The sequence below is a fragment of the Paraburkholderia agricolaris genome, from assembly GCF_009455635.1.
In the GTDB taxonomy this organism is placed as follows: domain Bacteria; phylum Pseudomonadota; class Gammaproteobacteria; order Burkholderiales; family Burkholderiaceae; genus Paraburkholderia; species Paraburkholderia agricolaris.
Genome location: NZ_QPER01000002.1, coordinates 1,615,812 through 1,630,530, shown reverse-complemented (window position 1 = coordinate 1,630,530; position 14,719 = coordinate 1,615,812). Strand labels below are relative to the sequence as shown.

Genomic DNA, 14,719 nt, shown 5'->3' with positions numbered 1-14,719 from the left:
CATATTCATCATGAATCTGGTGCATACATGGAACCGCCCGACCTCAACTTTCTGTACGTCATTCAGGCGCTCGGCGAAGAGCGGAGCGTGTCCCGGGCGGCGGACCGCCTCGGCTTGACGCAACCCGCTGTGAGTCATGCACTGGGGAAACTACGCACCCTGTTTCAAGACGATCTGTTCGTGCGGGCCGGCCCGGTGATGGCACCTACCCCGGTAGGCGAACGTCTGATCGAAGGCGCTGCGCACGTGCTAGGCGTGGTCGAGCAGGAAATCTGGAGCGCCAGGGCATTCGACGCGGCCACCACCACGCGGACGTTTTCCGTCTGTCTGAGCGACATGGGCGTGATCGTGTTGTTGCCGCGGCTTCTGGCGGCGTTGCGTGAACACGCGCCGCTTGCGTCGCTCAAGCCGATCCAGTTGCCCTCGCTGGAATTGGCGAGCGCGCTGCAGGATGGCGCACTCGATCTGGCCATCGGGTATCTGGGCAAGATGGGCGATAACCTGCACCAGCAGCCGCTTTTCCGCCGCTCGCTGGTCGGCATCATCAGAGGCGGCCCGACACGCAGGAAGGTCCGCATGACACTCGCGCAGTTCATCGAAAAACAGCACGTCGTGGCCGGCACCCTCGCGCTCACCAACCAGTTGCTTGAGAAGGAAATGCGCCGGCATGGCGCGCGGCTGAAGGTCGGAGTGGACGTGCCGTATCTACTGGCGGTGCCGAGTCTGGTCGCGACGTCCGATTTCATCGCGGCGGTTCCCGATGAACTCGCCGACCTGTTTGCGCGCCTCGCGGATGTCGATGTGTTTCCACTGCCGATCGACCTGCCCGATCTGACCGTTCAGCAGTTCTGGCATGCGCGTCATCACAATGACGCGGGACACCGATGGTTTCGCGCGCTTGTCGCCACCACGTTGCGTCACGATGGCGGCGGAACGAGCGTGTACGCAAAGGGCTAGAAGGCCGGATGGCCACCCGGCGTCTGCGCAGGGCTTGTGCAAATTCCTCCGGGAGCAACGCTTCGATTTCAGTCGGCGATTTGCCGGCCGCTACCCGGTCCTGCCCGACGTAAAAGCGGCTACGCGGCGCCGCCATACGTCTTGCAAGGCAAACCGTCCTGTCGGAATCTCGACAGCGTTCTTCGTACGCAGGCCGCGCTCAGACTCAGAACAGCTTCACGATGGCCGGAACGCTCAGTACAGCGACGTAATACCCCATGAACTGAACGCCCGCATTGAAGGAAAACATCCGTGAAAGCAATCCCCCAAACAGTCCGACCGTCAGAATGACCGCGAGGCCGAGCAATTGCCCTTCCCAAACGCTGATGACCACAATCAGCCCGGCGAATGTGGCGATAATCGCTTCATGACTCAAACGCCGGGCGACGAATGAGGCCGCCCGGTGTGCGTAGTTCATGGCGAGCGGGTACGCAATCAGTGCGGCGAGCACAACGGACAACAGGCCATATCCGAGAAACTCCCGGGCGGACATCAGCGTGTGCAGGTTGTTGATATGTCCAGTCGCTACGTCCACCGAAAAGCGCGGCGGCGCATTGAACAGAGGCGCTGCCGGCCCCGCCGCCACCGGACTCAACGGCAACCCGAATGCGATCAGGGGAATCAGCGCTTCTGCGATGTAGGTCGCTTCAGTCACGCCATTCCGGGCAGCGATGACCGTGGTCAGGCGCTGGTACGCGTGCTTGACGCGCGCGCCGACGAGTTCTCCCATCACAACGGTCATCGCGACCGGGCTGAAGACAAAGGTCGCGCTTGAGACGGCGGCGGTGGCCACGGTCCACGCCGCCTGCTGGCGATCCAGCACCCGGAACGGGTTGGGGAAATAGCCGCTCCAGCCTTTCAGATCGGGCGCGAGCGAGAAGGTTGAGACCTGGGCACGACGCATCCGGTGCCGCTCGGAAGGCGAGAGAATCGCGAACAGATCAGCGACAAGCGGACCGATCGCGATACCCAGAAAGTAACTGACACTAAGCTTGACGCCGTACTTTCCAGTCAGTGCCTGAAGGCCGACGATCAGCAGAACGAACGGCAACAGGAGCAGCACGGAGGCCCAGCGTCCGGCGGAAAAGTAGGCGATGACCAGCGCCGCCACAAGGAACACCCACGGTGCGGCCTGAGCGATCGAGGCCCCGAACGGGGCTAGCAGCACCGCGAAGAGAACACCAAGCGGCACGGCGACGAAGGCCGCGACGATCCCACCAGAGATCATCTTGCGCAGCGCAATGTGCGGCACCCCGAGAGCGCGCAACATCGTCGCCTGCTGCAACAGCGGCGCAGCCATCGTGTCGCCGGGTATGCCGAGCAGCGCGGTGGGGATCGAGTGGGTCATATGTTTGGCTACCGCGCCAGACATGAAGAAAGTAAAGACGCCCGCGGGCGGGACGCCAAGCAGGGCGACCAGAAGCGTCAACGGAGCGATGGTCGTCGTCTCGTCCGTGCCCGAGATCAGACCGATGCAGGCAAACACGATCGCGCCGATCAGCCCCATCGAAAGCGCGATAAGAACCTGGTGAAGAAACGGACTCATCAGCGCGCTCCCTTCTGAATGGAATGGGCCGGTAGAGGGTCGACCTCGGCGGGGTTACCGTCGTTGGCGTGTGCGCTTTCATAGGCGAGGAACAATTCGAGCAAACCCAATTCCTCCATCTCGGCCCTGACACTCGGCGGAAGATCCGCGACCGCGCCAAGCCCGCCAGATTCCGCGGCAAGTTGATCGAGCACCTTCAGGCGCTCCGTCGGGTCGACGGCGTGCTCGACAACGTCGCGCTTTGGTTTGAACAGGAGCGCGCAAACCACGCCCGCAACGAGGCAACCGGCCAGCCCAACCAGCATTGCGTAGGCTCGAGCGATTGCTGCGTCCTGAACGAACGTCGACAGCAGCCGTTGGCCCAGAAAGAATGCCCCCACGCTGATGCCGGTCCCCAAAGCGACTGACCATGCGAGATGTTTCAGATCGACCGTGTCGCCCCACACCTCGACTAGCCGAAGCGAGGACTCCTGCGCAGCGTCGTCACTACGGGGGCTGGCGGCGACAAGCGCCGCCGCGCTACCGCGATACTGTTCCATGTGTCTCCTCCGGATTTATTTTCGGAGTGTTGGTTTGAGTGGCCATGCGCTTGCAGCACGGTCATCCTGTCTTTTCTATTTCAAAGCGTGGCTGGAAAACGATAGTCAGGCAGTGCGCGGCCCCGCAAGCAATTCCACTGCGAAGTCGGTGCGGACATCCGTCGCGGCGATCATCTTTTTCACAACCCAGTCGACGTCGGCACCCGTTGCACCCGCTGCCATCGCGATATTGCGTGCGTGGAGCGCCATGTGTCCACGCTGAATACCCTCGGTCGAGAGCGCACGCAACGCGCCCATATTCTGGGCCAATCCCACCGCGACGGCGATCTCACCAAGATCCTGGGCGGACTTCACGTCCATGATTTTTAGTGCGAGACGCGCAAGTGGATGAGTCCTGGTCGCGCCGCCGACCAGGCCGACCGGCATCGGCATTTCGATCGTACCGACGAGGTCGCCGTTGTTCGCCTTCTCCCATGTGGTGAGCGACGTATACCGGCCACCACGGCATGCGTAGGCATGCGCGCCTGCTTCGACTGCGCGCCAGTCGTTTCCTGTCGCAACGATCACGGGGTCGATACCGTTCATGATCCCCTTGTTATGGGTAGCGGCGCGGTACGGATCAATGGCCGCGAAAAGATAAGCGTCGATCACGCCGTCGATGATCTCTTCGCCCGAGTACTCCTTTGTCTTGAGCGTTTCGGCGGAGTAACGGACCTGCGCGCGCGCAAGCCGCAGGTCGGCGAGGTTCGACAGAATCCGCAACCGCACCTTGCCGCCGGTGATTTCCTCGACGCGACCGGCAACTGACTCAGCCATGGTATTGACCGTGTTCGCGCCCATCGCATCCCGCACGTCGACAATCAGATGTGCCACCACCATGGCTCCGCGCGGTGTCTCCGGAAACACGTGCACTTCGATATCCTTGCAGCCGCCGCCCAGGCCGATCAACACCTTGTCCCGGCTATTGGCAAGCCCGATCAGTTCTTCCTTGTGCTTCAGTATCGACAGACGGGCGCCGTAGGGATCGGACACGTAAAGGATCTGAACCTGCGCACGCATCAACGGACCAGTGCTCGACGTACGAAAGCCGCCGGCATCCCGCGAGAGTTTTGCCATGAACGAGGCCGCCGCAACGATGGAGGGCTCTTCGACCGCCATCGGCACGATGACATCCTTCCCGTTGATCTGGAAATAACCCGCCACGGCCATCGGCAGTTCGAAAGTACCAATGACGTTCTCGATCATTCCATTTGCTGTTTCCAGCGGCAGTGCTCCCGGTTTGGCGAGCTGCGCGTACTGCGCGTCATCAAGGGCAACGGCCCTGCTGACATGAGCCAAACGTTGCGCGGGGGAAAGCGCGCGGAAATTGGGAAGCGTGGAATCGATCTGCATAGGCGTCTCCATGTGTCATCAATGCCGCATAGCGCTGTCAGGACTTGCGGGGGTCAGTAGATGGACGAATAATAAGCGTCGTGTACCCATAGAAAAGGTACAGTATTCGACGACAGTGATTGAACTGTACCCAAAACAGTGTACCTACCTTGCGGAGCAGCAATCATGATTGGGCGCGAGAAGAACAGCCTGTCTGATTCAATGGCGGACAATCTGGCGAAACAGATTGAAGAAGGGCTTTTGCCGGCGGGATCGAAGCTGCCATCCATTAGGGAATATGCTGAGGCGTCAGGATGCTCGAAGAACACGGTGATCCGGGCGTTTGACATCCTGACCGCGAATGGGCTGATCGAGCCCAGGCGTGGGTCGGGTTTCTTTGTGTCGCGGCAGGTCAAGGCGGCCAATCAGGTCGACGAGACCACCACACTCGATCGGGCGATGGACGTGGTCTGGCTGATGCGCGAGCAGTTGCAGGTCAAACCAGAGGTCCTGAATCTCGGCGAGGGATTTCCGCCGGTCGAGTGGCTCGAGGAGACACGCCTCGACCAGTACCATCAACGGGTTGTTCGCACGGGCGTCGCATCACTTTTTCGCTACGGCAGCCGGTATGGCTACCTTCCGCTGCGCCAGTCGCTTCAGCAGAAACTGGCCGGTTATGAGATCGAGGCCAGCCCTTCGCAAATCGTCCTCACGCATGGAGCAAACCAGGCGATGGACATGGTGATCCGGTACTACGTGCGCCCAGGCGATACGGTTCTGGTTGACGACCCGGGTTACTACCCGCTATTCGGAAAGCTGAAGCTGAGCGGCGCGAATATCGTCGGTGTGCCGCGCGATGTGGATGGTCCAAATATCCTTAAACTCGAAGAGCACCTTGCTACATACCGCCCCAAGCTGTTCTTCACGCAATCCGTTGGCCAGAATCCCACGGCAACGGATACAAGCGCCGCCAAAGCGCATCGAATCCTGCAGCTTGCCGAAGCGCACGATCTGACGATCGTGGAGAACGACGCGCTCGCCGATTTGCGGCCCAGAACCCTGACACGTATCGCGACACTCGATCAGTTGCGTCGCACGATCTATATCGGCAGCTTTGCAAAGTCCGTATCGGCCGCATTGCGAGTCGGATTTCTCGCGTGTAACGCTTCTCTTGCCAGCGATCTCGCCGACGTCAAGATGCTCACGCACGTAAGCAGTTCGGAATACTGCGAGCGCACGCTCGATGCGATCATCAGTGACGGCCATTTCCTGCGGCACACCAATCATCTTCAGGAAAAGCTGCAGAGAGCCACCTCCGCCGCAATCAATGCATTGACCAGACTCGGCGCGGATATCTACAAGGTGACCGACCGGAGCATGTACTTGTGGGCGTCGCTACCGGGTTATGCCGACTCGATGAAGCTGGCCGAAGCGCTGATTAAACATGGGGTTATTCTCGCCCCGGGGGCGATTTTTTCTCCAAGAAGCGATCAGGTCTCCGCCTACTGCCGGTTTAACGTGGCATATCTGGCCGATAAGCGTTTTGCGGCGGCGCTAAGTGCCATTGCATGATGACCCCGACCTGACTTTCTTTCCGCGAGTCCCTGAATAATTTGCAGGCATTCCGATCAAGATTGAGCAACTGATTCCTGCTTTACCGCGAGACTGAAAGTCCGGGCAATGGCATTTCAATTCGGCAGTAGCAAAAAATTGTCAATTACGCGCAGCGCATTTCATTAAACGGCATGTGAGATATCATGATCGAAATAATTCTGGATTAACTATTCGCCTGAAATTCACAGAAAAAATGAAAATCGCTCAACGTATTTCAATGCTTGTTCTGGTTATCTGGCTGGCCGCGTGCAGTCAGGCCCCCATGCAATCCGCTTCACCGCCGCCCTCACCCGAGGCCACGTCGCAACGGCCGGGCCTCGGCACTGCATGGGGCGAGACCGTGCAGTCCACGACGCATGACGTCGACTTCAAACGCGCCAATGAGAATACGCCTGACGACATGGCCGCAATCTATTACAACGACGTGCTCAAGACCTCGTCGGGCGCTACGCGCGCGAGCCTCCCGATGGTGAGCGGCGCGATCAGGCTCGAATTCCGCGACGGCAGCAACAACACGCTCAAACTCACGCGCGGCGATAACGGCCGGTGGAACATCGTCGGCAAATCAGGTGATCGGTACGAGATGGCGTTGCGCAACGAAGGGACGGCGGCGTACGAGGTGGTTGCGAGCGTCGACGGGCTCGATGTGATTTCTGGGCGCCCCGGCAGCTACGGCAATCGAGGCTATATCCTGCGCCCAGGCAAGACGCTGATCATCGATGGCTTTCGCAAGAACAGCAAGGAAGTGGCGGCCTTCCGCTTCTCGTCCGTCGCACGCAGTTACGCCACCAACACGCCGAGCGGCGATGCCGCCAATGTCGGCGTGATCGGCATTGCGCTCTTTGTCGAAAAGGACGCGGACGAAGCGATCCGCACGAAGGCCAATCCGTTCCCGGGCAGCGACAGCAAGTACGCGCCGCCGCCCATCCCGGCTCCGTGACGCGCGCGCTTCAAATCACCCATCTTTCGCCCAGATGGGTCGATCGCCCGCTCCCCGCCGAAATCGATTGACGCCAGAAGTGATCTTTGTCGACAAAGATCACTTGCACAGCCAACCGCCTTTAATATATGATTCGTATACGTTTCATATATCGAGGGTGGTATGGGTATTGTAAATATCGACGACGATTTGCACGATCAGATACGCAAGGCGAGCGCCGTGTCGTGTCGGTCGATCAACGCGCAGGCGGCCTTCTGGATCAAGATTGGCATGCTTTGCGAAATGAATCCGACGCAGAGTTTCAATGAGATCGTTGCCCGGGAACTGCGAGCCGCGGGCGTTGTGGAGCAAGCGATCAAGGCGGCTTCCGCATGACCAAGCGACCAGAAGAAATTGCATTGCTCGCCGAGTCGGGCAAGTTGCTGGCGGACGTATTCGGTCATGTGGATCGGCTGGACCTGATCGGCATGTCGACCATGCAGATCAACAATCTGGTCGATAGCCTCATCGTGAATGAACTCAACGCACGTCCGGCAAGCAAAGGGCAGTACGGCTACGCCTACGCGCTTAACTCTTCCCGCAACAACGTGGTTTGCCACGGCGTTCCATCCACGACCGAGATATTGCAAAGCGGGGATATTGTTAATTTCGATATCACGCTAGAGAAAAATGGCTATATCGCTGATTCCAGCAAAACATATCTTGTCGGTCAGGTGCCGCCGTTGGCCAAACGGCTCGTGCAAGTGACCTACGAAGCGATGTGGAAAGGAATCAGTGCCGTTCGTCCAGGCGCCAGACTTGGCGATGTGGGGCATGCCATCGAGCGGCACGCCCGGAGAAACGGCTATTCGGTCGTGAGGGAATATTGCGGGCATGGCATTGGCCGTGAAATGCACGAACCTCCCCAGGTGCTGCATTGGGGAAAGCCGCGCACAGGCCTGGTGCTGCAGGAAGGAATGGTGTTCACCATCGAACCGATGATTAACCAGGGTCGGCATGCCGTTCAGACCGAAGAAGATGGCTGGACGGTCGTCACGCGCGATGGCCAACTGTCCGCGCAATTTGAGCACACCGTAGCAGTCACCCGAAACGGCGTGCGGGTCTTGACGTTGCGCCCCGAGGAAAAGATGCTGAACTGACAGTCCGCGCTAGGAGACCACGACGGTAAATTCGACGCCCGATTCGAAGTCCAGAGTCGTGCTTGAAAAACCTGGATTTTTCTCGATGTAGTCCTTGTAGGTACCAACGGCGTCTTCGGCGGTGTACATATTGTCGGCGAGCACGATTGATCCCGGACGCAGGAGACGCTCAATCTGCCTGAACAGGCGGAGGTAAGTGTCGGCCCATACGTCGATAAAGACGAAGTCGAAGAATCCATCCAGTTCCGCGACGGTCTGGAACACATCGCCTTCCCGAAGATCGACATAAGACTCCACGCCTGCCATTCGGACATGTTCGCGAAGACGTGCGCACTTTGCAGAATCCAGTTCGGTCGCCACAACCGTACCGCGGCCCAACTTGCAGAGCGCGTCGGCGAAATACAGCGTCGATACGCCAACTGAACTGCCCAGTTCCAGAATCCGCGCTGGCCGGTGCGAAAGGACCAGGTTGCGCAAAAAGTGTCCCATCCCGGCGGACACCGCTAACGACAGATCGGTCCCTTGCGAGAAATACGAGTCTTCACTAGACAAGCCGTACATGCGGAGAAACTTCCCTCGCAGTCGAGGAGCAAGCGAAGTGTATTGCTCCGCCAGTTCCGCGAACGCCTCGTTTGAGCCATGGAACTGCGAACGTGCTCGGCCAATCGTCTCGACGGTGTTCTGTTCGTGCAGTTGATTGAGAAGAATGGTGCCTGAGGGAGACATGCCCTTACCTCGTTAGCTCGATGGCGCTGGCGGAATCGCCGGCGCCGGGTCGTTGTTGCGGACTTGATCATTACGCTTTACTAACGATGATGCCGCGCTTCGGTGCTGCCATCACGCTCGCTGCGATTGGCAGCACCATGCATCCAAAGACGTTTCGAGGCTACGAATATTGTGCGAGCGTCGAAAAAAGGCGCGCTCTGCCGATTTCCCCTGCTTAAGAGCCCAGATTCGCTACCGCATTTTCAATCACGACCTGCTTGAGCTCCGCCAGGGCGGCCGGCCTATCACTTGGTCCGGTATGCAGGCAGAGTTCAACCGTCGGCAGCGGCGGAAGTCCATTCCTGCCATCGAGTGGGCGAAGAGACTGCGGCAATCCGGCGGCCGTTCTCAACGTGATGCCAAGGCCGGCGGCAACGCCTGCCCACAGACTCTGGAGGCTCGCTGTGGTGTAAGCCAATCGCCACGGGATGCTCGCGTTGTCGAGCGCCTCGATTCCGGCACGGCGGAAAAAGCACGGTGAGTTGTACAAGGCCAGGTCCAGGGGAACACCGGGACGTAGGTCAATGTCGATCCCGGCCGCTCCAATCCATGTCATCGGCAGCGTCGCAAGATGTTCGGCGTCTGGACGGTTTGCGTAACCCATCACGAGCACCAGGTCCAGTTCTCCCCGATCCAGCCGCTCGAGCAGTATTCCGTTTCGCTCGACCGCGATTTCCACGCGTACGCCAGGATGAGTTCTTTTGAACTGCCCTAGCGCAGCCGGCAACCAGGTCTCGGCGAAATCCCCGGGTAGGCCGAAGCGCACCACGCCGGCGACCGATGCCCCTCGAACTGTCCTGACGACTTCGTCATTCAGATCCAGAATGCGGCGCGCGTAGGACAGCACGAGGTCGCCGGATTCCGTCAGAACCAGACCCCTGCCTTGCCGACGAAACAGGGGCTGACCGACCTGTTCTTCAAGTTTGCGCATCTGCTGGCTAACAGCCGATTGCGAGCGGCCTATCCGCTCAGCAGCCCGATTCAAACTTCCGGCTTGCTGGCTTATCAGCAGTGTCCGCAACGCATCCATGTCGAGATTGGGCAATGGCATAGCTCAGTTTTTCTGAAGCAACGGTCCTGAATTATCGCATTCATTACATATTCGTCCGTCTATGATCAATGTCGAATTTCAAGGACCCGTCGTCCGCTACGTGTCACAACCAGGCCTCGGCAAGCGCAGGCTTCTGGAACAATCCAGTGGAGAAATACACTTCATGAACAGCCACTCGCTGCTGAGTCGCGGCTTCTTTCGCGTCGTTTTCCCCGTATGCACGTTATTGGCAAGTGCGGTGAGTGCCGATGACGCGGTCGCCGCCGGTCCGTCGCTGGAGGGCACGTGGACGCTCGTCGCCGCTGACGTTCAACATCCCGATGGCACGCGTGCGCACGACTTCGGCAGTGCGCCCAAAGGGCTGCTGCTGATCGACGCCCAAGGGCGCTACTCGTTGCAGATTTTCAAGGCCGAACGCCCTCCTTTCGCCTCGGGCGACAAGGGCGCCGGGACGCCGGACGACTACAAGGAAGCGGTGATGGGCTCCAGTACTCACTTCGGCACAGTCAGTGTCGATCAGGATAACGGCACCCTGACTTTCCATATCCAGAATGCGTCGTTTCCCAATTGGGAGGGACAGCAGCAAATACGGAGCTACGAACTGAAAGGCGATCAGCTAACCTACCGCGTCGTCCCTCGACCGAACGGTGATGTGCCGATCTCGGTCTGGCGCAGGTTGAGATGATTGCGTAAAGGAAAGGCAGATGCGTATAACCGACATCCGAGAGCGCGGGGATGGCCACGCCAGGCTTTCTGGCCACATGGCGGCCACCTCTTCAGTCTGCACGTCACTGCAGCCTTGGGCCTAGGCGGCGCTGAACTTACGCCGTTTGCGTTTCGCCCTTTTTGTGGTCTTGCCGATCATCTGGAAGTCATAGCAGGACATGCCGATCTGCCGCAAGCGCCTGGCATCGGCTTTGAAACGCACGCTGAAGCACGGCAGGCATTTCAGGGCGCGTTCGGCTCCAGGTGATCAGGATGTGAATATCGCAACGGTTGACGATCTATTTGAATACACTCCGCTTTGAAGACATCCCTCTTAGGCAACCGCGATCAAACGTCTCGCTATCTTTTTAGGGAGTCGCCGTCTGCGCGAGGTGGGCGGCCGAACTGCCGTCGATATTCCCGGCTGAACTGCGATGAGCTGTCGTAACCTGCTTCGAGTCCGATATCGGCTACGTTCCTCGATGAAGACAGCAACAGCGTTCGCGCCACCTGCAGGCGAACCTGTTTCTGAAACTGAATTGGACTCAGCGACGTTACTGCCACGAAGTGCCGGTGAAACGAAGTGAGGCTCATACAAGCCACTTCAGCCAACTCTTCGACACGCAAGGCCCTGGCGTAGTTGGCCCGAATCCATTTGATCGCCCGGCTGATCTGCATGGTATGGCCGTCAGCGAACCCGAGTTGCTGCACCAGCGCCCCTTGTTCTCCGCTGATCAGCCGCCAAAAAATTTCCCGCTCAATCGAATCCGCCAACATGGAAAGATCCTTCGGTCGATCCAGCAACCGAAGAAGACGAACGACAGGATCAAGCAGGTCATTATCGAGGTGGCGGACGGCGATGCCGCGCCGGCGGCCGCGATCCCCTGGCTGAATGCCTGCCTCGAGCAGCAACGCGGCTATTCTGTCAGGGTTCAGCTTGAACCCCAGGCCAAGCAACGGCCCCTTCTCACTGGCCACATCTCGTTCCTGAGTATACGTGACGGCATCGATTCCAATCGCATCGGACTACTTGGCATTTGTGCCCTGGGTGGCTACGCAGTATCGGCCGCAGCAACTGATCACCGAATCAAGGCGGTAGCCACCGTCAGTGGCGTGGACATTGGCAGATTCTTTCGCGAAGGTTGCGACGGCAAGCAGGAGCCCCAAGTGCTTCAGGCGCTGCTGGACACCGCTGGCAAGGCGCGCACTGCGGAAGCATGCGGCGAAGCTATGCAGCGTTTTCCCATCTTTCCCGAATCCGAGGCGGACGCACGGCAGGCAGGGCAGTACGTCTACGAAGGCTGGCAATACTACTGCACACCACGCGCGGCACATCCTCGTTCGACCAGGATGATGTCCTGGAGCAGTGTCGACAGAATCGCAGCATTCAACGGCTTCAATCTTATCCACATGATCTCGCCCAGACCATTGCTCATGATCGTCGGTACAAAGGCCGATACCCGGTGGATGACAGAAGATGCGTTTGCTCAGGCTGGCGAACCGAAGGCGCTTCACTGGATTGACGGGGCGACACATGTCGATCTTTACGACAAGGCCGAATACGTTGTACCCGCTGTGGCAAAGCTCTCCGCGTTCTACCGGGATCAACTGGGCAAATAAATAATCTCCGCATAGTTACGGCCGATGCCACGAACGGCGGAGCCCACAGGTAGTTCGTCACCGGGACGGGCAACTAGCGCAATAGCATCCTCGCTAATTGCCCCGCCTGAAGTCGTTCACGATCCGCGCCGTGAGGCGGAAGTGGTCGCTGATCGAGGCGACGGCCACCTCCTCGCTGCGCCCCAGCACCGCGTCGACGAGTTCCTTGTGCTCGTGCTCGCGTGGCATGACCACGGCCTGACGCGACAGGTTCCGGTAGCGCTCCGCATGATCGAATAGCCGCATGCACGTATCTACCATCCACTGCGATCCACAGCCGGAAAAGATCTGCAGGTGGAACTCGCGATGCAACGGATCGAACAGCGGGTTCGAAACGGGTGGATCTTCCGACTCGTAGCGCGGCACCTTCGAAAGCCGGTGATACGCGAGCACCACGCGCTCCTCCCACGCAGCATCCCCATTACGCACCGCTTCCCGCACGGCCGCTTCGGCGGTCCACACGCGCGCGCGCGTCAGGTCTTCGAGACTCTCCTGGCTGATCGGCGCGACCGCGAAACCCCGCTGATCGAGATAAATCACCAGCAATTCCGCCGACAGGCGGCTCAACGCCTCGCGCGTGGGAATCGTTCCGCCGCCGTAGCGCTGCGCGACGTCGTGCACGCGAAGCCGCTCGCCGGGCTTCAGTACACCGCGCAGGATGTCGTGCCGCAACCGGGCGTGGATCGCGCTCGCGGTGGTTTGCGACGACACCTCCGTGTCGGTTTCATTGGACGGGGAAAAGGGCACGGCACGCTCGCAGACGAAAATAGTTCGTAGACTATACCAGTGTTTACCCGAAAAAAACCACAACCAACGCCCGCAAGCACTTTTTGTATATTATTCTTAACTCTACTTTGAATGATATACACATTGCCTCATAACCTCCATCGAGAACCGATACATGCAACTACTGAGCTTTCGTGACCGCGCGGCCCCCATCGCGCGCATTGGACTCGTGCGCAGCGCCGAGCGTGTCATCGACGTCGCGGCGAGCGCCACCGCGCTCGGCGTGACGCTGCCATTCGACGCCACCGACATGGTGTCGCTAATCGCGGCGGGCGCGCCGGCTCGCGCGGCGCTGGACGACCTCGCGCGCCGCGCCGCGGAAGATCTGCCGCTCGCCGGCCTTGAACTGCTCGCACCGATCCCTCGCCCGCGCAAGAACATCTTCTGCGTCGGCTGGAACTACCTCGAACATTTCGCCGAGGGAGCGAAGATCCGCCCGCACGTGAAAGAGATGCCGGAGTTCCCGACCTTCTTCACCAAGGCGCCGACGACCGTTTGCGGCCCCTACGCCCCGATTCCTTACTTCGCCGAACTCTCGGCGCAACTCGACTGGGAAGTCGAACTCGCGGTCGTGATCGGCGCGGATGGCCGCGACATCGCGAAGCAAGACGCAATGGACCACGTGTTCGGCTTCACCGCGCTGAACGACCTGAGCTGGCGCGACATTCAGCGCCGTCACGGGCAGCAGTGGTTCAAGGGCAAGAGCATTGACGGCACCTGCCCGATGGGGCCGTGGATCGTCACGCGGGACGCACTCGATCCGCGCGGCCTCGATCTCGCCTCGCGCGTGAATGGTGTCGTCAAGCAATCGTCGAACACGAGTTGCATGTATTTCGATATTCCGGCGATCATCGCCGAGCTCTCGCGCGGGCTTACGCTCGAAGCCGGCGACATCATCGCGACGGGCACGCCGCCCGGCGTCGGGCACGCGCGCACGCCGCCCGAGTTCATGCAGCCGGGCGACGTGCTGGAAACCGAAGTCGCCGGCATCGGCGTGTTGCGCAACCCGATCGGCGTCTGACGTGGCACGGATCGGGTTGCCCCCTCTCCACCGTATTCATTGACCGGCCCGAGCGGCCGACAGGAGTTCCCATGAGTTTTTCGATCCGCCGCGTGGTCACGGGCCACGACGCCAACGGCAAGGCCTGCATCAGTATCGACGAGCCGGTGTCGAACATCGCTCCGCTTCGCGAAGGTGCGACGGCCACAGTGATCTGGACAACTGAAGGCTTTCCCGTCGACAACGACGTGCCCGGCGACGGTGCGCAGCGCAAGGTCGCAACCGCGCATCCGAACGGCTCCGTGTTTCGCGTGATCGAGTACGCGCCGGGCGTCACGCCGCGCAACCACCGCACCGACTCAATCGACTACGCGGTCGTGCTCTCAGGCGAGATCGACATGGATCTCGACGGCAGTGAGGTGCACCTGAAGGCCGGTGATGTTCTCGTGCAGCGCGGCACGATCCACAACTGGATCAACCGCGGCACCGAGCCTTGCGTGATCGCGTTCGTGCTGATCGCGTCGTGGCCAGTGCAGGCAGCCGGCCACGCGTTGCACGCGACGGGCTGAACGCCGCTCACGACAACAAACACAAACCGGGCCCCGAAG

General features: G+C 59.9%; 16 protein-coding genes and 1 pseudogene. 10 read left to right on the top strand and 7 right to left on the bottom strand.

Translation table 11 applies throughout. From position 1 onward, the window contains the following. The first annotated feature begins 27 nt into the window (after positions 1-27). Positions 28-957: a LysR family transcriptional regulator gene (locus tag GH665_RS28730; RefSeq protein WP_153140594.1), complete on the top strand. Its 930-nt coding sequence runs from the start codon at positions 28-30 to the stop codon at positions 955-957. A gap of 205 nt (positions 958-1,162) precedes the next feature. Here the strand turns inward: GH665_RS28730 and GH665_RS28725 are convergent, their stop codons facing one another. The 3 genes from GH665_RS28725 to GH665_RS28715 all read right to left on the bottom strand — a co-directional run bounded on the left by GH665_RS28725 (position 1,163) and on the right by GH665_RS28715 (position 4,473). After that, entirely contained in the window at positions 1,163-2,542 is a 1,380-nt protein-coding gene (locus tag GH665_RS28725) for a tripartite tricarboxylate transporter permease (RefSeq protein WP_153140593.1), read from the bottom strand. Beyond that, positions 2,542-3,081 carry a hypothetical protein gene (locus tag GH665_RS28720; protein WP_246216399.1) on the bottom strand — a complete coding sequence of 180 codons (540 nt, stop codon included), beginning with the start codon at positions 3,079-3,081 and terminating at the stop codon, positions 2,542-2,544. Before GH665_RS28720 ends, GH665_RS28725 begins: the two co-directional genes overlap by 1 nt. 105 nt (positions 3,082-3,186) lie before the next feature. Further along, positions 3,187-4,473: a hydroxymethylglutaryl-CoA reductase, degradative gene (locus GH665_RS28715; RefSeq protein ID WP_153140592.1), complete on the bottom strand. Its 1,287-nt coding sequence runs from the start codon at positions 4,471-4,473 to the stop codon at positions 3,187-3,189. Positions 4,474-4,638: 165 nt separating this feature from the next. Here GH665_RS28715 and GH665_RS28710 point away from each other — a divergent pair, with 165 nt between their 5' ends. The 4 genes from GH665_RS28710 (at position 4,639) to map (ending at position 8,145) form a co-directional block, all read left to right on the top strand. After that, the gene (locus GH665_RS28710) at positions 4,639-6,024 is read left to right on the top strand and encodes an aminotransferase-like domain-containing protein (RefSeq protein WP_153140591.1); all 1,386 of its coding nucleotides are present in this window, start codon (positions 4,639-4,641) and stop codon (positions 6,022-6,024) included. A 304-nt stretch (positions 6,025-6,328) separates the two neighbouring features. Beyond that, on the top strand, positions 6,329-7,006 hold the full coding sequence (locus GH665_RS28705) for a hypothetical protein (protein WP_246216398.1): 678 nt from the start codon (positions 6,329-6,331) through the stop codon (positions 7,004-7,006). A 162-nt stretch (positions 7,007-7,168) separates the two neighbouring features. After that, positions 7,169-7,381, top strand: a complete 213-nt coding sequence (locus GH665_RS28700; RefSeq protein ID WP_153140589.1) for a ParD-like family protein — start codon at positions 7,169-7,171, stop codon at positions 7,379-7,381. Then, positions 7,378-8,145: a type I methionyl aminopeptidase gene (gene map / locus GH665_RS28695; protein ID WP_153140588.1), complete on the top strand. Its 768-nt coding sequence runs from the start codon at positions 7,378-7,380 to the stop codon at positions 8,143-8,145. The genes GH665_RS28700 and map overlap by 4 nt, the downstream gene beginning before the upstream one ends. Before the next feature lie 9 nt (positions 8,146-8,154). On the opposite strand, the gene GH665_RS28690 is transcribed toward map, so the two are convergent. Together GH665_RS28690 and GH665_RS28685 are read right to left on the bottom strand one after the other, a co-directional pair. Continuing rightward, complete coding sequence (locus GH665_RS28690) at positions 8,155-8,871, bottom strand: O-methyltransferase (protein WP_153140587.1); 717 nt, start codon at positions 8,869-8,871, stop codon at positions 8,155-8,157. Between the two features lie 214 nt (positions 8,872-9,085). Then, complete coding sequence (locus GH665_RS28685; protein ID WP_153140586.1) at positions 9,086-9,961, bottom strand: LysR substrate-binding domain-containing protein; 876 nt, start codon at positions 9,959-9,961, stop codon at positions 9,086-9,088. 163 nt (positions 9,962-10,124) lie between these two features. Here GH665_RS28685 and GH665_RS28680 point away from each other — a divergent pair, with 163 nt between their 5' ends. Next, positions 10,125-10,646 carry a lipocalin-like domain-containing protein gene (locus tag GH665_RS28680; protein ID WP_153142345.1) on the top strand — a complete coding sequence of 174 codons (522 nt, stop codon included), beginning with the start codon at positions 10,125-10,127 and terminating at the stop codon, positions 10,644-10,646. A gap of 33 nt (positions 10,647-10,679) precedes the next feature. Continuing rightward, positions 10,680-10,934 (top strand): annotated as a pseudogene (locus GH665_RS39265) (mandelate racemase); the annotation flags it as partial. A gap of 92 nt (positions 10,935-11,026) precedes the next feature. Here the strand turns inward: GH665_RS39265 and GH665_RS39715 are convergent. After that, positions 11,027-11,644, bottom strand: coding sequence for an AraC family transcriptional regulator (locus GH665_RS39715; protein WP_217361911.1), 618 nt, complete (start codon positions 11,642-11,644; stop codon positions 11,027-11,029). Positions 11,645-11,833: 189 nt separating this feature from the next. Between GH665_RS39715 and GH665_RS39710 the strand changes: the two genes are divergently transcribed. After that, positions 11,834-12,286, top strand: a complete 453-nt coding sequence (locus GH665_RS39710; protein ID WP_217361910.1) for an alpha/beta hydrolase — start codon at positions 11,834-11,836, stop codon at positions 12,284-12,286. Positions 12,287-12,379: 93 nt separating this feature from the next. Here GH665_RS39710 and GH665_RS28670 read toward each other — a convergent pair whose 3' ends face one another. After that, positions 12,380-13,072: a GntR family transcriptional regulator gene (locus GH665_RS28670; protein WP_167531023.1), complete on the bottom strand. Its 693-nt coding sequence runs from the start codon at positions 13,070-13,072 to the stop codon at positions 12,380-12,382. Positions 13,073-13,226: 154 nt separating this feature from the next. Between GH665_RS28670 and GH665_RS28665 the strand changes: the two genes are divergently transcribed. After that, positions 13,227-14,132 carry a fumarylacetoacetate hydrolase family protein gene (locus GH665_RS28665; protein WP_153140584.1) on the top strand — a complete coding sequence of 302 codons (906 nt, stop codon included), beginning with the start codon at positions 13,227-13,229 and terminating at the stop codon, positions 14,130-14,132. A gap of 71 nt (positions 14,133-14,203) precedes the next feature. After that, the gene (locus tag GH665_RS28660) at positions 14,204-14,680 is read left to right on the top strand and encodes a cupin domain-containing protein (protein WP_153140583.1); all 477 of its coding nucleotides are present in this window, start codon (positions 14,204-14,206) and stop codon (positions 14,678-14,680) included. The last annotated feature ends 39 nt before the right edge of the window (positions 14,681-14,719 follow it).